Source organism: Sinobacterium caligoides, from assembly GCF_003752585.1.
Lineage (GTDB): Bacteria > Pseudomonadota > Gammaproteobacteria > Pseudomonadales > Sinobacteriaceae > Sinobacterium > Sinobacterium caligoides.
The window spans coordinates 1,145,335-1,163,619 of the sequence record NZ_RKHR01000004.1 but is presented as its reverse complement, the minus strand read 5'-3'; the positions used below and the strand labels follow the sequence as shown (position 1 = coordinate 1,163,619).

13 protein-coding genes are annotated in these 18,285 nt (G+C 52.4%); 10 read left to right on the top strand and 3 right to left on the bottom strand.

The genetic code is table 11. The features are described 5' to 3' along the window. Window positions 1–13: 13 nt before the first annotated feature. From EDC56_RS11785 to putP, 8 genes are all read left to right on the top strand, one after another. Window positions 14–2,107: a type IV pilus secretin PilQ gene (locus tag EDC56_RS11785; RefSeq protein WP_245980686.1), complete on the top strand. Its 2,094-nt coding sequence runs from the start codon at window positions 14–16 to the stop codon at window positions 2,105–2,107. Window positions 2,108–2,119: 12 nt separating this feature from the next. Continuing rightward, the gene (aroK, locus tag EDC56_RS19865) at window positions 2,120–2,629 is read left to right on the top strand and encodes a shikimate kinase AroK (protein ID WP_245980685.1); all 510 of its coding nucleotides are present in this window, start codon (window positions 2,120–2,122) and stop codon (window positions 2,627–2,629) included. Window positions 2,630–2,665: 36 nt separating this feature from the next. Continuing rightward, the gene (gene aroB / locus EDC56_RS11775) at window positions 2,666–3,751 is read left to right on the top strand and encodes a 3-dehydroquinate synthase (protein ID WP_123712698.1); all 1,086 of its coding nucleotides are present in this window, start codon (window positions 2,666–2,668) and stop codon (window positions 3,749–3,751) included. 60 nt (window positions 3,752–3,811) lie between these two features. After that, entirely contained in the window at window positions 3,812–5,239 is a 1,428-nt protein-coding gene (locus EDC56_RS11770) for an SPOR domain-containing protein (RefSeq protein ID WP_148059397.1), read from the top strand. Between the two features lie 213 nt (window positions 5,240–5,452). Continuing rightward, window positions 5,453–9,886, top strand: a complete 4,434-nt coding sequence (gene gltB / locus EDC56_RS11765; RefSeq protein WP_123712696.1) for a glutamate synthase large subunit — start codon at window positions 5,453–5,455, stop codon at window positions 9,884–9,886. 86 nt (window positions 9,887–9,972) lie between these two features. Further along, a complete protein-coding gene (locus EDC56_RS11760; RefSeq protein WP_123712695.1) occupies window positions 9,973–11,391 on the top strand; it encodes an FAD-dependent oxidoreductase in 1,419 nt (472 codons plus the stop codon). Window positions 11,392–11,536: 145 nt separating this feature from the next. Next, entirely contained in the window at window positions 11,537–11,917 is a 381-nt protein-coding gene (locus EDC56_RS11755; protein WP_123712694.1) for a DUF1294 domain-containing protein, read from the top strand. A gap of 147 nt (window positions 11,918–12,064) precedes the next feature. Beyond that, window positions 12,065–13,594, top strand: coding sequence for a sodium/proline symporter PutP (gene putP / locus EDC56_RS11750; protein WP_123712693.1), 1,530 nt, complete (start codon window positions 12,065–12,067; stop codon window positions 13,592–13,594). A gap of 236 nt (window positions 13,595–13,830) precedes the next feature. Here the strand turns inward: putP and EDC56_RS11745 are convergent, their stop codons facing one another. Next, complete coding sequence (locus EDC56_RS11745; protein ID WP_162844170.1) at window positions 13,831–14,190, bottom strand: YacL family protein; 360 nt, start codon at window positions 14,188–14,190, stop codon at window positions 13,831–13,833. A gap of 229 nt (window positions 14,191–14,419) precedes the next feature. Here EDC56_RS11745 and hemE point away from each other — a divergent pair, with 229 nt between their 5' ends. Further along, window positions 14,420–15,487, top strand: a complete 1,068-nt coding sequence (gene hemE, locus EDC56_RS11740; RefSeq protein ID WP_123712691.1) for a uroporphyrinogen decarboxylase — start codon at window positions 14,420–14,422, stop codon at window positions 15,485–15,487. A gap of 23 nt (window positions 15,488–15,510) precedes the next feature. Here the strand turns inward: hemE and cysE are convergent, their stop codons facing one another. Beyond that, window positions 15,511–16,296, bottom strand: a complete 786-nt coding sequence (gene cysE, locus EDC56_RS11735; protein WP_211333681.1) for a serine O-acetyltransferase — start codon at window positions 16,294–16,296, stop codon at window positions 15,511–15,513. A gap of 78 nt (window positions 16,297–16,374) precedes the next feature. Next, on the bottom strand, window positions 16,375–17,064 hold the full coding sequence (gene trmB, locus EDC56_RS11730) for a tRNA (guanine(46)-N(7))-methyltransferase TrmB (RefSeq protein ID WP_123712689.1): 690 nt from the start codon (window positions 17,062–17,064) through the stop codon (window positions 16,375–16,377). An 84-nt stretch (window positions 17,065–17,148) separates the two neighbouring features. On the opposite strand from trmB, the gene EDC56_RS11725 reads away from it, so the two are divergent. Then, window positions 17,149–17,949 (top strand): DapH/DapD/GlmU-related protein, encoded by an 801-nt coding sequence (locus tag EDC56_RS11725; protein ID WP_148059396.1) that lies wholly within the window; start codon window positions 17,149–17,151, stop codon window positions 17,947–17,949. Window positions 17,950–18,285: the final 336 nt, after the last annotated feature.

Here is an 18,285-nt window from a genome sequence, read left to right as displayed (position 1 = left end):
TTAGGGCGGCGCAATGAAAACAGTAATGAATGGTGTTCGAAGTATTCAACAAGGTGTGCGAGTGATGAGAAAGGTATTGGGAGCTCTAGTGCTGTTGGCGGTATCGCTATACAGTACGTTGGCGGCGGCAGTGGTAATGGATGGCATCCATTTTAACTCTCTGCCGGGTGAGCGAGTTGAGATTCGTATGAGCTTTGATGGTGTGCCGCCGGAGCCGAAGGTTTATACCATTGAAAGTCCTGCGCGGATCTCCCTGGATCTAACCGGTGTTACCAGCGCCTTAGAGAAAAAGAAATACCTGCTGAATGTCGGCGTCACTGATACCGTTACTGTGCTTGGTGCGAATGACCGTACGCGAGTGGTCGTGGGGATGTCTCGTCTGGCGAATTATAGTAGCAGGGTAGAGGGCCAGGAGCTGGTATTAGAGATCGGCAACGAGGTTCAGCAGAGCTACATCAAGAAGTCTACCGATCAGCTGACGAAGAAGTTTAATCACCAAACCTCCTCGGCTTCGCAGATAAATAGCCTCGACTTTCAGCGCGGAGAGGATGGCGAAGGTAAGCTATTGCTTGGCTTGAGCTCGTCGGATGTCAATGTCGATATGGCGAAAGAAGGGGGGCTGATTAAGCTAACCTTCGCCAATACCGGCATCGAAGATGGACTAGAGCGAACCTTTGATGTACTTGATTTTGCAACCCCGGTGAAGACTGTAGTGGCGAAGGAGTCTCGTGATGGTAAGTCGGCAGTCGTAACGCTTGAGCCAATGGGGGAGTATGATTATCTTGCCTATCAGGTCGAGGATACCTATGTCATCAGTGTGCGTCCCTTAACTCCTGAAGAGGTACAGGCAAAGAGTTCGGAGTTCCAGTATACCGGAGACCGTCTATCGTTGAACTTTCAGGATATTGAAGTCAGGGCGGTACTGCAGCTCATTGCCGACTTTACCGGCTTGAATCTCGTTGCCAGTGATAATGTAACAGGCAAAATAACTTTGCGCCTGCAAAACGTTCCCTGGGATCAGGCGCTGGATCTAGTGCTCAAGACCAAGGCGCTGGGTAAGCGTCAGATTGGAAATGTCTTGATGATCGCTCCAGCTGAGGAGTTGGCTAATCAGGAGCGTCAACGCATCGAGGCCAACAAACAGATCGAAGAACTAGCGCCGTTAAGTACGGAGTTATTCCGCATTCGTTACCACAGCGCCGAAGGTATCTTTGAGTTGTTTAAAGATGATGGCGACGATGGTAGTAAGAGCATTCTTTCGCCACGTGGTCGCGCCATTGTTGACCCGAGAACTAACTCGCTGATCATCACTGAAACCGCAATGCGTCTAGAGGAATTTAGGTCGTTGTTAGCGGCCATCGACATTCCCGTGCGTCAGGTGTTGATTGAAGCGAGGCTTGTTGCTGCAGACAAGAGCTTTAGGGAAGAGCTTGGTATTAGCTGGGGAGGCTCTGAGGAGGGGAAGTGGGATCACTTCAATATTGGAGGTAGGGAAGGCGCTGATGGTACTACACCCCTGGTTGTAGATCTTGGTGTTGGGGGGGCGACATCTGGCTTCAACGTTGGCTATACCAACGGTAGTGTGAATCTTTCTGCCGAAATTAGCGCTATGGAAAGTAATGGGCGGGGTGAGCTGGTGGCAGAGCCGAAGGTGATCACCGGCGATAAGCAGAGGGCGGTCATCAAGGCGGGTAGGGAGCTTCCTTATCTTGAATCCTCGGCGAGCGGTGAAACGACGGTCACGTTCAAGGAAGCTGTGCTGAAGTTGGAGGTGACGCCGTACATTACTCCCGATAACAGGGTGTTGATGGAGCTTGAAATCAATCAAGATGACTCGACGTCTTCTATTCAGGGTGAGTTTGGTGCGCTAATTCCGATTATCAACACACGACAGATTAAGACGAAAGTTTTAGTGAAAAACGGCGAGACTGTAGTGCTTGGCGGTGTCTTCAAAACGGTCGATAAAACGACGATTCAGAAGACGCCATTCTTCGGCGATATTCCCTATATTGGGCGCCTGTTCCGCAATCAAGTACAAGAAAATAGCAAAGAAGAACTGTTGATATTTATTACGCCACGTATACTATCCGATGATTTGTTGGACTAATTCGGATAAATAATGCAAGCAAAGAGAGTGTTTCTTGTCGGCCCCATGGGGGCTGGCAAGACAACGATCGGGCGGCTGTTAGCGCAGGAGTTGCAACTGCCCTTTAAGGATTCCGACCGAGAGATTGAAGAGCGCAGCGGTGCCGATATTCCCTGGATCTTCGATGTCGAAGGTGAGGAGGGGTTTCGCATACGTGAAACGGCGGCTCTAGATGTGTTGTCGCAGGAGTCGCAGATTTTATTGGCTACCGGTGGCGGTATTGTGATGCGGGCCGAGAATAGGACGATGTTGGCTTCGCGAGGTACAGTTATTTACCTGTCGACTTCCGTCGAACAACAGGTGCAGCGCACGGCTAAGGATAGAAAGCGGCCATTGTTACGTGATCAGGACCCAGAGGGTGTGCTGAGGCGACTGATGGCGATACGTGCCCCCCTCTATAATGAGATCGCAGACTTCATCGTGGAAACGGATTCGCGCCCGCCAAGGGTGGTGGCTGCTTACATAGCGGACTTGTTAAAATAATTGTGATCTAACAGAGTTGTTATTTTCGGTGGTAACATGAAAGAGTTAGTGGTTGATCTTGGTGACAGAAGCTACCCCATCTACATCGGTAGTGGGTTATTGGCTAAAAAAGAGCTGTACAGTCCTCATGTCGTGGCGAAGCAGGTGATGATTGTCACCAATGAAACCATTGCGCCACTGTATTTGCAGCAGGTAGTGAATGCACTCTCCGGTGACTACCAGGTTGATACGGTGATCCTCCCTGACGGTGAGTGTTATAAAAACCTGACTACCCTCGATATGATCTATAGCGCCTTATTGGCTGGCAAGCATAATCGCAAGACGACCTTGATTGCCTTGGGCGGTGGTGTCGTCGGCGATATGACTGGTTTTGCCGCCGCGAGCTATCAGCGTGGTGTCGCCTTCATGCAGATTCCCACGACGGTATTGTCACAGGTAGACTCTTCTGTAGGCGGCAAGACTGGCGTTAACCATGCCCTCGGTAAGAATATGATTGGTGCCTTCCACCAGCCGAATGCCGTTATTATTGATACAGATAGTCTTGATACCTTGCCGGCAAGGGAGTTTAGTGCGGGCATGGCGGAGGTGATCAAGTACGGCTTGATTGGTGACACTGATTTTTTGCAATGGTTAGATGAAAACATGTCGGCGTTGATGGCGAGAGATAAAGCGCTGTTAGTGGAGGCGATTACCCGCTCGTGCAGTAATAAGGCGCAAGTCGTCGCAAGGGATGAGCATGAAGGTGGCATTCGGGCAATATTGAACCTAGGTCATACCTTTGGTCATGCGATCGAGACTGAGCAAGGTTATGGTGTCTGGCTACATGGAGAGGCAGTGGCCGCAGGGACTATCATGGCATCGGCGCTGTCAGCCTCGATGGGCATGATTAGTGATGATGATGTTGCTTTCGTTGTCGACCTACATCGCCGAGCGAATCTCCCATTGCAGGGGCCAGCAAAGATGTTGCCGGAGCGCTACTTAGAGTTGATGGCCGTCGATAAGAAAGTCTTAGATGGTAGCTTGCGCTTAGTGTTATTGCGCCAACTCGGTGATGCTTACGTCACATCTGCGTTAGCGGTTGAGGACATTCGCGCGATAATAGCGCAGTATAGCGCGAGTTAACGCGTCAGTAAGCTGGCAAGACTCTAAATAGGGCTGGAGAGCGTAGTTGTGGATAGCGTGGTGAGTGACTCGACAGGTGATGAAGGGCAATTTCTCTCGGCTGAATCCAGCTTTTTCGCTGGAGGTGGGCGCCAGCTTTTAATTGATGAGCTGCTGTATTTCTGTCGTTATAGCGGTGATGGCTCTGCGATGCTGTTGACTGCCGCCCCGGGCCTTGGGCGAAGTGCGTTGTTAGAGGAGCTGGGACGCCAGTTAAGGGATGATGCGACGATAGTCGTCTGCCTGTCCGTCACTTCGTTGCGGCAGCGTGGTGTGATGGATTGTCTGTTGGATCAGCTCGACCCTGAGGCGGCAATTTTTGGTGAGACCGATGAGTATTTGAAGCGAGAGACGCTTGCCTCTTGTTGTGATGAGGCGGCCATCGATGGCCGCTCTCTTGTGGTTGTGGTCGACGATGCCGATGAGCTCGAAGATGAGTTGCAGAGGGAGCTGCTTGAGCTGCCGACGATTGGCGGCTTGCAGTTACTGCTCTCGAGCTCTGACGACGGCTTAGAGCTTCGGCTTAGTGAATTATTACCCGCTGTGATTAGTCTGCAGTCCGCGGTTTTGGCTGCGTTTGATAAGCGGGCAAGCCGTGGCTACCTGTATCATCGCTTGGCAATTTTAGAGGCGGATGAAGGGTTGCTTGACGAGCCTATGCTGGCAAAGCTATTGCAGGCTGGCGAGGGTTCTCCCACAAGAATTAACGGTCTGCTTGAGCGGCTGATGAGCCCTGCCGCTGCTGATAGTGCTGAAAAGAAGAAGCTCCCAATATTTCATTTGTTGGCCGTGGTAGTCATTGTGTTTGGTCTGTTTATCCTCTGGCACTTGGGTGAGGAGGAGGCCCCATCGTCGTCACTAACGGTTAATGAGGAACTAGCGAAGCTAGAGCGGGCAGAAGGGGCGGCTGAGCCTGCTGTTGGGCGGTCGATTGTCGAGCCGGTATCACCGGTGGTCGGAGAAAAAGCCAGTAAGGAGCCAATTCCGCAGCACGAGGCTGAAGTGGTTATGCCCGAGGCCGTCGCCGTGAGCAAGCAGCAAACTAGCGTATCGACAGTGCAGCCCTCACAACCTGCTGTGGCGGAAAAAGCTGAGACGGCTAAAGTTGCCAAGAAAGTCTCGCCAGCGATTGATGAGGGCGCTGGTTACTCGGTAGAAGAGCGTTTCCTTCTCGCTCAGCCTGTAGATAATTATACTATTCAGATCATGGGCTTGTCTTCTAAAGAAGCGATAGAGCGCTTTAGGCGAGGCCTACCTAAGGCGCTTGATATTCGCTTAGTCCAGGCGATGGTGAATGGACGGCCATGGTATGTATTGGTGAGTGGTAATTATCGTAATCGTCGCGAGGCTGAATTAGCGCGTAGTCGCTTGCCGCAATCACTGGTTGATATGAAGCCTTGGTTGCGAAGGATGGAGGGAGTGCAGCAGCAACTGCGTAAACAATACTAGGTAAAAGTACCTATACCCCTGTTTTGGCAGGATATATCGATAAAAAGACGTTTTTTTCAATGCTGATATCGGCAGAATACCTGTTTGATTGTGTTTGTGAGTGAAGGCTTCTCTGTGTAAAATGGCCTCCCGCTTCTTATAAGTGGATGGCCAACAACTACACAACATGGCCGTAACGTACTGATATAATTATAGTTTTAGCAGGTAGCTTTTATGAAGACAGGTCTTTATACTCCTGACGAGTTCAGAGACAACTGCGGATTTGGACTTATTGCCCACGTACAGGGCGCTATGAGTCACCGCTTATTGACTACCGCAATTGAATCTCTGACCTGCATGACCCACCGTGGTGGCATTGCAGCGGATGGTCGCACCGGTGACGGCTGTGGTCTATTGCTTAGGAAGCCCGATGCATTTTTGCGTGCGGTTGCGGGTGTCGAACTGCCAGAGGAATATGCCGTTGGACAGATTTTCCTCAGCCAAGATGAAGAGAGGGCGGCTAAGGCGCGTCGGACATTAGAAGAGAGCTTGGACAGCCAGGGGTTGCGAGTGTTGGCGTGGCGCGAAGTGCCTGTTGATCGCTCATACTGTGGTCCGATAGCCGATGCCTCGCTTCCTCGAATCGAGCAAGTGTTTGTCGAGGATGCTTTCAGTCGTAGCTTCTACGAATCAGAGGTGGCGCTATATACTGCTCGCCGTCTCGCCGAGAAGGCCGTCGATGACGAAGACTTCTACATTTGTAGCCTGTGTAGCACCGTGCTCTCTTATAAGGGGCTCGTGATGCCGGTGGATCTGTCCAACTTTTATTTGGACTTGGCCGACGAGCGCTTCGAAACCTCTATCGTTGTTTTTCACCAGCGTTTTTCGACTAACACCCTACCGAGGTGGCCGCTGGCTCAGCCATTCCGTTACTTGGCGCACAATGGTGAGATTAACACCATCGAAGGTAACCGTAATTGGGCAGAGGCTCGAACTAAGCTGTTTAACACCGCGTTGATTCCACAGATGGAGGAGTTGACGCCGCTGGTAAACCGCACAGGTTCAGACTCCTCTAGTTTAGACAACATGCTTGAGTTGTTGCTCGCAGGCGGAATGGATTTGCATCGTGCTATGCGTATGCTAGTGCCGCCTGCCTGGCAGAACGATGACAACATGGATGACAACCTCAAGGCATTCTACGAGTTTAACTCGATGCACATGGAGCCTTGGGATGGCCCTGCCGGCCTAGTGATGACTAATGGTCGTCAGGCCATCTGTATGCTGGATCGTAACGGTTTACGGCCTGCACGTTGGGTGATGACTAACGATGGCTTTATCACTATCGCCTCAGAGACCGGCACCTATGATTATGCGCCGGAGACTGTTATTGCTAAAGGGCGTGTCGGGCCGGGTGAGATGCTCTCGATTGATACGACGTTAGGTAAGATTGAGTTTAGCGATGAGATCGATAATCGCCTGAAGACCGCCTTCCCTTATAAGGAATGGTTAGATGGTTGTGCGACACGCCTTGACGAAAACCTCGATCATGATGTCGATGCCGACTTACTCACAACGGCAGAGTTAGACCCATATCAGAAGCAATTTGGTGTCTCCTTCGAGGAGCGTGATCAAGTACTTCGACCAGTAGCGGAGTCGGCGATGGAGGCGATTGGCTCGATGGGGGATGACACTCCCATGGCGGTCTTGTCGTTACAGCAGCGCTCTATGTTTGACTATTTCCGCCAGAAGTTTGCGCAGGTGACCAATCCGCCAATCGACCCGTTGCGCGAAGCCATCGTGATGTCGCTTGAGACCTGCCTTGGTTCTGAACGCAATGTCTTTGAAGATTCTCCGTTGCATGCTAAGCGTGCGATTCTGCAGTCGCCGGTATTGTTGCCATCGGTATTCCTCGCGATGAAGAAGCTTCCGGAGGCGAGTTATAAGCAGCAGGTTATCAGTTTGTTGTTTGATCCCGCGGAGAAGACGCTGGAGCAGGCTGTCAGAGATATTGCAGAGCAGGCGGAGCAGGCTTCACGCGACGGTGCTGTTATTATCGTGTTGAGTGACCGAGGTATTGATCAGGGCTTACTCCCTGTGCCAGCGGTGGCGGCGACGGGTGCAGCGCATCATCGCCTTGTACGTAAAGGTCTACGTTGTGGCACTAATATCGTGGTAGAGACGGCGACTGCACGTGACTCTCATCACTTCGCCTGCCTGTTAGGTTTCGGCGCGACAGCGGTCTACCCCTATCTTGCATTTAGTGTATTGAACGACCTTATTGCTACCGACGAACTATTGGTCGATATGCTGACGGCACGGATAAATTACCGCAAGGGTATCGATAAGGGCTTGATGAAAATCCTTTCGAAGATGGGGATTTCTACTATTGCCTCTTACCGAGGCTCTCAGTTGTTCGAGGCGGTGGGGCTTGCCGATGAGATTACTGAGCTTTGCTTCCGTGGTGTCGCTAGCCGAATTAAGGGGGCGACTTTCGCCGACCTTGAAGCAGAGCTGGTGGTATTGGCTCGTACCGCCTATACCGAACGTAAGGCGATTAAGCAGGGCGGTTTACTTAAATACGTGCATGGCGAGGAGTACCATGCCTTTAACCCCGATGTGGTACGTACTATCCAGGACGCGGTACAGACGGGAAGTTATAGCACCTATAAACAGTACAGCAAACTCGTTAATGAGCGCCCCGCAGCGACGTTGCGCGACCTACTTGAGCTGACAGCTGCAGAGCCGATCAGTATCGATGAGGTTGAGCCGGTGAGTGCAATCGTGCGCCGTTTCGATTCGGCAGCGATGAGTCTGGGTGCCCTGAGCCCGGAGGCGCACGAAGCCCTCGCTCAGGCGATGAATACTCTGGGTGGACGCTCAAACTCTGGCGAGGGTGGTGAGGATGCCGCGCGCTTCGGCACCAATAAGGTGTCAAAGATTAAGCAAATCGCCTCCGGCCGCTTCGGCGTAACTCCACATTACCTCGTGAATGCAGAGGTCCTACAGATTAAAGTCGCCCAGGGAGCGAAGCCCGGCGAAGGTGGCCAGCTTCCGGGCGGTAAAGTGAATGAGTTGATTGCCAACTTGCGCTTCTCGGTGCCTGGGGTAACACTGATTTCACCGCCGCCGCATCACGATATCTACTCAATCGAGGACTTGGCGCAGCTGATCTACGACTTGAAGCAGGTGAACCCTGATGCATTGGTCTCGGTTAAGTTGGTATCTGAGCCCGGTGTTGGCACCATTGCCGCGGGTGTGGCGAAGGCTTATGCCGATCTGGTGACTATTTCTGGCTACGATGGTGGTACTGCGGCGAGCCCGCTCACCTCTATTAAGTATGCCGGATCACCATGGGAGTTGGGCCTTAGTGAGGCACAGCAGGCGTTGCGCACCAACGGTTTACGCGGTCAGGTACGAGTGCAAACCGATGGCGGTTTGAAAACCGGTCTAGATGTCATTAAGGCGGCGCTACTCGGTGCGGAGAGTTATGCCTTCGGTACTACGCCGATGGTCGCATTGGGCTGTAAATTCTTGCGTATCTGTCACCTCAACAACTGTGCGACCGGTGTGGCGACACAGAATGAGCAGCTGCGGGATAAGCACTATATAGGCACCGTCGAGATGGCGATGAACTTCTTTACCTTCGTCGCAGAAGAGGTGCGTGAGATCATGGCCTCTATCGGTGTGCGTAGCTTGGAAGAGTTGATCGGTCGTACCGAGCGTCTCGTGCAAGTGTCGGGACACAGTGACAAGACGGCTAACCTCGATCTATCGGCGATGCTTTCCAACGCTGGCGCCAGCGATGATCTGCCGCGCACCTGTCAGGTCGCGCAGAACGACCCCTATGACGAAGGGGCCTTGGCCGAGCAGATGTTCGATGAGACTAGCACGGCGATCGCTGAGTCGACGGGCGGCGAGTTTAGTTACCACCTGACCAACTGTGATCGCTCTATCGGCGCTCGTCTATCGGGTGAGATCGCGAGACAACACGGTAATTACGGCATGGCAGAAAGCCCGCTGAAACTGAGTTTGACCGGTACTGCCGGTCAGAGTTGGGGCGTGTGGAATGCGGCAGGTTTACACATGTATCTCGAAGGAGATGCTAATGATTATGTCGGTAAAGGCATGGCTGGCGGTAAGCTGGTCGTCTATCCGCCCAAAGGCAGCGTTTTTGAGCCACAGAACACCACCATTGTAGGTAATACTTGTCTCTATGGTGCTACGGGCGGGCGCTTGTTTGCCCACGGTCAAGCGGGTGAGCGTTTTGCTGTGCGTAACTCCGGCGCGCGCGCCGTAATTACCGGTGCGGGCGACCACTGTTGCGAATATATGACGGGTGGTTGCGTCACCGTGCTGGGCGAAACAGGGCATAACTTCGGTGCGGGTATGACTGGTGGTTTTGCTTATGTGCTCGATAAGGCAAACAACTTCGAAACTAAAATCAACCCAGAGTTGATTGAGTTGGTGCGCCTGAGCGAGCTGGAGCATCGCCCCTATCGTGAGCATTTGCGCAATGTATTGAGAGAGTATATCGAAGATACTAACAGCGCCTATGCTGCTGATATCCTCAACAACCTCGATAGTTATATTACCAGGTTCTGGCTGGTGAAGCCGAAGGCGGCAAAGCTAGAGTCCATGCTGGATACCTTGATGAAGCGCGATTTCTAAGAGCAAGGGGCCGTAGTTCGGCCCTTGGCTTCAACTAGAAATGCGGTTTGGTTCGCGCAAGCGGTAACCGGATACGAGAAAGAATTATGACAGAACGTAAGAACAACGATTTTCAGTTTATTGATGTAGGGCGACAAGACCCTGAAAAAATAGCAGCCGAGGATCGTAAGCAACAGTTTGCCGAAATCTATCAGAGCTTTGAAAAAGTTGAGGTAGAAAATCAGTCGCACCGCTGCTTGGAGTGTGGCAATCCGTACTGTGAGTGGAAGTGCCCAGTACATAACTACATTCCCAACTGGTTAAAGCTGGTTAGCGAGGGCAACATCATTGAGGCGGCGGAGCTGTCGCATCAGACCAATAGCCTACCTGAGGTCTGTGGCCGAGTGTGTCCGCAGGACCGCTTATGTGAAGGCGCCTGTACATTAAATGATGGTTTTGGTGCCGTAACTATCGGTGCGACTGAAAAGTATATTACCGATACCGCGTTGGCGATGGGCTGGCGGCCAGATATGTCGAAGGTCAAGCCGACGGGGAAGAAGGTCGCGATCATCGGTGCTGGCCCGGCGGGTATTGGCTGTGCTGATATTCTTGTGCGTGCCGGTGTCAGCCCTGTCGTCTATGACCGTCATCCGCAAATTGGCGGCCTGCTCACGTTTGGTATTCCCGAGTTTAAGCTCGAGAAAGAGGTGATGGAGCGTCGACGTGAGGTTCTCGAAGGGATGGGTGTTGAATTCGTCTTGAGTACCGAAGTGGGTAAAGACGTACAGATGAGTGAGTTGATCGAAGAATACGACGCGGTATTCCTCGGCATGGGCACCTACAAATATATGAAGGGGGGCTTCCCCGGTGAGGACCTATCGGGTGTCTACGATGCCTTGCCTTACCTGATCGCCAACGTTAATCGTAACCTAGGCTTCGAGCAGTCGGCAGAAGACTTCATCGGTTTGAGTGGTCAGCGTGTTATTGTCCTCGGTGGTGGTGATACCGCTATGGACTGTAATCGAACCGCTATTCGCCAGGGGGCTGCGAGTGTGCAGTGTGCCTATCGTCGTGACGAGGAGAATATGCCTGGCTCGCGTAAAGAGGTGCAAAACGCCAAGGAAGAGGGCGTCGAATTCCTATTTAATCGTCAGCCGATTGAGATTGTCGGTGACGGAAAGGTGGAGGGAATTAAGGTTGTCTCAACAGAGTTGGGTGAGGCGGATGAGAATGGTCGTCGTCGTCCTGTGGTGATTGAGGGTAGCGAGGAGATCTTGCCTGCTGATGCTGTGCTGGTCGCTTTTGGCTTCCAGCCGAACCCGCCGACATGGTTGGCCGACTTCGGTGTCGAGATAAACAGCTGGGGCGGCGTGATCGCGGAAGAGCAGCAGGCCTGTAAGTTTCAAACGAGCAACCCTAAGATCTTTGCCGGCGGTGACATGGTGCGAGGCTCAGACTTGGTGGTCACGGCTATTTGGGAAGGACGTCAGGCCGCAGAAGGTATTCTCGACTATCTCGAGGTTTAGAGCCTTGTGTGATTGAGGTTACTGTAGAGAAAGCGAGGCATTTGCCTCGCTTTTTTGTTTTTATCAGTGTGGATTATTGTTTGAGGAAGGTAGCGGTGTTGATGATAAAAGCCATATGGCTTAGGGCTATAACGGTGCTGCAGGCATGAGGCGGCCGACGATCAACCATTATGCTCTGGTGTTGCTGCCGTTTGTGTTGTCGATGATAATCTATGATCAGCACAGTCTCCCCTTAGTCTTGTATGTTGTGATGAGCGTTTGCGCCTATGTGCAGTGTTGGCTTGATAAGCGCCGGGCGGAGCGTAGGCAGTCTCGGCTCTCTGAGAGGAGCTTGCATTTTGTTGAGTTGTTAGGAGGTTGGCCTGGTGCGCTGCTAGCGCAGCGACGATTTCGCCATAAGACACGTAAGAAAACTTATCGCTGGGTGGTTCGCGCTATCGTTCTGTTACACGCTCTTGCCTGGGGGCTGGTGCTCTATCGTTTGCCCCTATTTGATAAGCTGTTGTCATACTTAGGTTCCGCTTAGTTGTTTCTATTGTCTGCACGACAGGGATTTTTTGTGCTAGGATTCGCGGCTATTTTTTATACAATTAAGTTAGCCGTCAGTTGCCACTCTGCTTTATCGTCAGGTGTTGCTGGGGTGGCGGGCTAAACAGACCAAAGGGTTCAAGCTATGCTGGCGAGTAATGCGGCTGTAATGTTGACGTTTTTTGCCTACTTAGCGCTGATGCTTGCTATTGGTCTATTCGCCTATCGCCGCACGGCAACTCCAAGTGATTACTTTCTCGGTGGTCGAGCGCTTGGCCCTTGGTCGGCGGCGCTGTCGGCTGGGGCCTCCGATATGAGTGGCTGGTTGTTGTTGGGGTTACCCGGTTTTGCTTTTGTTGCGGGTGCAGAATCTTTGTGGCTGGCTGCAGGTCTGCTATTGGGAACCTATTTGAATTGGACGTTGGTGGCAACGCGGTTACGCCTTTACAGTATCTCGCTCGATGATGCGCTGACCCTGCCGGAGTTTCTTGCTAGGCGCTTTGCCGATAACTCGAAGCTTATGCAGTCGATTTCTGCTTTCTTCATCTTGTTATTTTTTCTTTTCTATACGAGTTCAGGCCTGGTAGCGGGCGGCAAGTTGTTTGAGACGGTATTCGGTTTAGACTACAACATGGCGGTGATTGTCGGTACCGCCTGTGTCATCTCCTACACGCTGTTGGGTGGTTTCTTGGCTGTGGCATGGACCGATCTAGTGCAGGGTTTACTGATGGCGGCGGCGCTATTGATCGTTCCTATTGCGGCAATGCAGGTTGCAGGTGGTGGGGCTCAGGTGTTGAGCGATATAGAGGCAAATAACCCACAGTTACTGAACCTTTGGACCAATGCTCAAGGGGAGGCGTTGTCATGGGTGGCTATCGCGTCGCTATTGGGTTGGGGGCTCGGTTACTTTGGTCAGCCGCATATATTGGTGCGTTTCGCTGCCATTAAAAACGGTGCCGGCGTAGCGCGTGCACGCCGTATTGCCTTGCTGTGGACGGCGGCTTGTCTGCTGGGCGCACTGCTGGTTGGCTTTGTGGGGATAGTCTATGTAGATCAGCAGTTGGGCGGCGAAATCGATGATGTGGAGCGTATTTTTATGCTGCTGGTGAGCGCTTTATTTCACCCGGTCATTGCCGGAATCTTATTAGCGGCGATTCTCGCGGCGATCATGAGTACGGCTGACTCGCAACTGCTGGTCTCTAGCTCGGCGTTGGCTGAGGATTTCTACTGTCACCTTATAAAGCCTGGAGCAAATTCGGAAGAAGTGGTGAAAGTGGGGCGTGTGGCTGTCGTGGTGTTATCGTTGATCGCGTTGATGTTAGCGATGAACCCGCATTCCACAGTGTTGGGTTTGGTGTCTTATGCCTGGGCGGGTTTTGGTGCGGCCTTTGGACCGGTGGTGCTGCTTAGTTTGTACTGGCGGCGTATGAATCGTTTGGGTGCCGTCGCAGGTATTGTCGTCGGTGGTTTAACCGTGGTGTTCTGGAAGCAGGGCAGTGGGGGGATTTTTGAACTCTATGAGATTGTTCCGGGAGTCGTGTTCGCGACTGTTGCCATCGTTTTCGGGAGTCTGTTAGGCGGGAGGCCGAGTCAGAGTGTGAGGGCAAAGTTTGATGAGGTGAAGGGTTTGCTGCGGTTGCAGGCTGACTCTGTTGTGGACAGTCAGCTGGGGTAGGCTGAATACTTACTCTGGCTCACTCCTATTTGGCCGTAAATTGTAAAGCCTAACAAATAACGCTAAAAAAATGTGTTACTGATCGCGAATAGCGGCGGTGATGCCGAGGGCGATGGTCACGATAGATAGTGCGATGACAGATACAGTCATGTCGTACTCCTGATGAGCAAGTGAATGAAATCACCTCGCTTTTGCTGACGGCTAAGCCAGTCTTAGGGAGGTGTGCTAAGTGTCCTTTAGCCGTCGATGAATGCTCGCCATGCTTGGATGAGTAGGGCGAAGTCCTCCAGGCCGCAGTCGGCGCTGTGTAGGTTGTCGCAATAGCTCATGCCGTCTTCGACGTCGTCTTGACCAAGGTCGTCACCGCTGCGAATACTGGCTTGTTCTCTGTTGAGGGTTAGCCGTAAATTAACGCCGGGGTGATGATAATCCCAGCCGCACTTATTCAGTAGTTGCTGGGTAGCGGCGATAATCTTATCGAGGGTCGCACGGTTAGTACCGATCTCTTCAGTGAGCCAGGGGCCGAAGGCCTGCTGCTCTGACGGTAGTTCGATACTATATTGGCCATAGAAGTCTTTTTTAAAGCTGTAATCCATGTTGGGCCTTTTGACACTATACGGTGATTTTATTGCATCATACGCTATTGGCCCATGCGCAATTACCGCTAGGTAGAAATCCTCATGATTATGGTTGAAGAGGCGGTTAATCGGGGGCGTGAGGCGAGGTTGCTCGTGAAAACCGCTCCGCTTTGCGTTATCATGCGGCAATAATTTTCTAGCGGCCATGCAATGTGTATGGTGGTTTGCAGCCTACAGTTGAGTAACTATGTCAGAACTTAAAAATGATCGTTTCCTGCGTGCTTTGTTGCGCGAGCCTGTTGATGTGACACCGGTATGGATGATGCGCCAAGCTGGACGCTACTTACCCGAATATCGTGCGTCGCGCGGGCAGGCTGGTGACTTCATGTCGCTGTGCATGAACCCCGAGCTTGCCTGTGAGGTGACGTTGCAGCCGCTGCGTCGCTACCCTCTCGATGCTGCGATCCTGTTTTCTGATATATTGACGATTCCCGACGCAATGGGCTTGGGGCTTTACTTTGAGACGGGCGAAGGGCCACGTTTCCGCAAGCCGGTGCAAGATGCCGCGGCGGTCGAGGCGCTAGAGGTGGTTGATCCACATGCCGATCTACCTTATGTCGTCGATGCGGTGAAGACTATTCGTCGCGAGCTCAATGGCTCGGTGCCGCTGATTGGCTTCTCCGGTAGTCCTTGGACGTTGGCGACTTACATGGTTGAAGGCGGATCTTCGAAAGATTTTCGTCGCGCCAAGACTATGGCCTTTAACGAACCAGAAGTAATGCACATGCTGCTGACTAAGCTAGCGGACTCTGTTATTGCCTACTTGAATGCGCAAATTGAAGCGGGCGCACAGGCGGTACAAATCTTTGATACTTGGGGCGGGGCGCTGAGTGGTCGTGCCTACCAAGAGTTCTCATTGAGTTATATGCAGAAGATTGTCAATGGCTTAATACGTGAGCGTGAAGGTCGCCGGGTGCCGGTGATTCTCTTTACCAAGAACGGCGGGCAGTGGTTGGAGGCAATGGCCGATACAGGTTGTGATGCACTAGGCTTGGATTGGACGACAAATATTGCCCAGGCACGACAGCGTGTTGGTGCGAAAGTGGCCCTACAGGGCAATATGGATCCGACCATGCTCTACGCGTCACCGAAGCGAATTCGTCAAGAGGTTGAGACTATCTTGAGTGAGTTCGGTACTGGTGAGGGTCATGTCTTTAACTTGGGGCACGGCATCACTCCAGAGGTGTCTCCGGAAAATGCCGGTGTCTTTATTGAAGCGGTACACGAGTTCTCTGCGCAGTACCATCGCGGCTAACCATCTTTGGTTAGCGCTATAAGCTAGCGGTCTAGGCAGTGGTTCATGGTGAGGGCCGGCTCGGCGCAGGAGGGCTGGCCGATGACTTTGGCGGGGATGCCTGACACGATCGTGTGTGGCGCAACTTCCTTTAGCACGACACTGCCTGCAGCAACCTGCGCACCTTCACCGACCACGATATTGCCCAATATCTTGGCGCCGGCGGAGATCAATACACCGTCGGCTACTTTAGGGTGCCGGTCGCCGGAGTCTTTGCCGGTGCCGCCGAGAGTCACCGACTGCATGATCGAGACGTTGTTGCCGACTGTTGCTGTCTCGCCGATGACGATGCCGGTGGCGTGATCGAGCATGATGCCATAGCCGATCTTTGCGGCGGGATGAATGTCGACGCCAAAGGCAATTGAGATACGGTTCTGGAAAAATAACGCTAATGGCTTGCGCTTCTGCTGCCACAGCCAGTGTGCGATACGGTGTGCCTGTAAGGCGTGATAGCCTTTATAGTAGAGCAGGGGGGTGGCGCAGGATTGGCAGGCAGAATCGCGTTGACGGTAGGCGGCAATGTCGGCGCGAATGGCCTTGCGAAGAGCGGCATCATTATTAAGCGCTTGTTCGATGACTTCGCGTATTAACAGTGCCGGGGCTGCGGGGCTATCGAGCTTGCTGGCTAGATGGAAGCTGAGTGCTGACTCTAGGCTCTTGTGATTCAGTATGGTGGCGTGCAGGAAGCTGGCGAGAATGGGCTCAAGCTCCGCCTCGTGTGCAGCCTCTGTCAGGATATTGTCCCATATGGGGTCGTGTTGACTCACAATAGAATCTCTTTTTATAGGTTGTGAAGCCGATGCCGGCCTGATTGCAGCGGTAGCTGCCTCTCCATAGTAGTGGGCACTCTACCCTAAAAGATCAGAATAATCATCGTGCAGAGAGGCGGTGAGCTGCCAGATAGTCTGTCCGCTCTGGCTGTATTTTCGCTCAAAAGGGGTGAGCGGCGAGGTCGCTACCAGTGATTGAATGCTCGACCTAGTCTCGACGACCGCTAGGCTGTGCTGGAACTCCTGCAGGTAGAGGGGCCAGTTGCTGCGGCACTCTAGTTGCCCACCGAGAGCAAGTAGGCTGGGGAAGACACTGTGTGCATACCAGCGACGCTGTAAGTGATGAGCCTTGGGCCAAGGGTTTGGGTAGAGTAAGTAGTGGTGACTGGGGCGCCAACCGGCCTCCAGCGCGAGTCGCCAGAAGTCGACGACATCGGCTCGCACCAGTAAGCAATTATCCCGAGGTAGGAAGTGCGTGTCATGCTTATCGAGTCGGTGCGCGGATTGATCGATCCCAATCACTAAGGCGTCGGCATGTTGTTCGGCAAGCTTGTGGCTGCTTTCACCAATACCGCAGCAGGAGTCGAGCACGATGGGGCCGCTGTGCTGCTCGACCTGCTGGCGAATGGCGTCAAAGGCATCTTGGCTGTGTTGTGCATAGGGCTTACGAAAGGGATGGGCGAGGTGCTTGCGGACGACCTTATCGAGGTTTTCATGCAGTTTGTCGCGATTACTGGTGACAATCTTGGAGTTGGCGGGAGTAGCCATTGATTGGAGCTCTTTAGCAAAGAAGGGATAACGGTTGATTATAGCGTCTTATGCACAGCAATAGTTAGCCTCTTGCGTGGCCTAATGTGTTCAGGTCTTTACAGTCTTTCATTAAGCGGCGATGATGAGACGCATATAAGAATTAACAGCGAGAGTATCTACGTGCGCCAAGATCGTCGGCCCTACTGGGTGAAGAAGTTTTATCTGCGTTTTCGTCATTGGTATGCCGAGCATTTTCTGCGACCGGCCTGTGATGAGCTGGGCCCGCATCATACCATCATGAAGCCTTGGTACGTTGGTATCGATGGCCCAAACATTACTATTGGTCGTTGTGCGACGATCATTGGTGAGCCTCAGGCACCGGTAAAGATTGGGGTCTGGGGGCGGGAGCCAATGGCCGGTGAGATCACAATTGGTGACTATGTGTTGATCAGTCCTGGCTGTAGGATCTCGGCCAGTGATCGTATCAGTATTGGCGATAGTGTGATGATGGCTAATGGTGTCTATATTACCGACTGCGATTGGCATGGACTCTATGATCGTACCGAGCGTGATGCCGAGGTTTATCCGGTGGTGATTAAAGATAATGTCTGGTTAGGGGACCACGCCTCGGTACTCAAGGGAGTTACGATTGGTGAGAACAGTGTGGTGGGTGCAGGCAGTGTGGTGACCAGAGATGTTCCCGACAATGTCGTGGTGGCAGGCAACCCCGCTAAAGTGGTCAAGCAGCTGGACCCCGCTAGAGTGATTAAGACACGTGCCGAGTACTTTGCTGACCCAGTCGGGCAGGCGCAATTTTTCGACGCGGTAGATAAGATGGTGCTGAAGGAAAATGGCACGTGGAATTGGTTGCGCGCTTTAATTAAGCCGAGCGTAAGAGACTAGTTCTCTCTCTCTGGCTTGCTGCATCTATGGTAGAAGTGCGGAAAGAAAAAACAATAGAGAGGCCGGCCAGTTTTTATTGTTATTGTCTTGGCTGCTTTACGCGTTTGGACCATTATCTCTGCGGATAATTTTGTGTGCCAAGCGCGTGCCTCTCAGCGTCGCGTTAAGTAACTTACCCCAGTGTTGCCGTATTATTGTTTTTATTCGGCTTATTATTAGTGGTCTCTAGGACCTTTGTAAGGGTAAGTACTTAGGTGACTTGCTGTCGACTATATACGGATTATGATAGCGTGCAAACTTTATTTGAGTAAATCAGCAAAAATTTAGTTGGTGTTG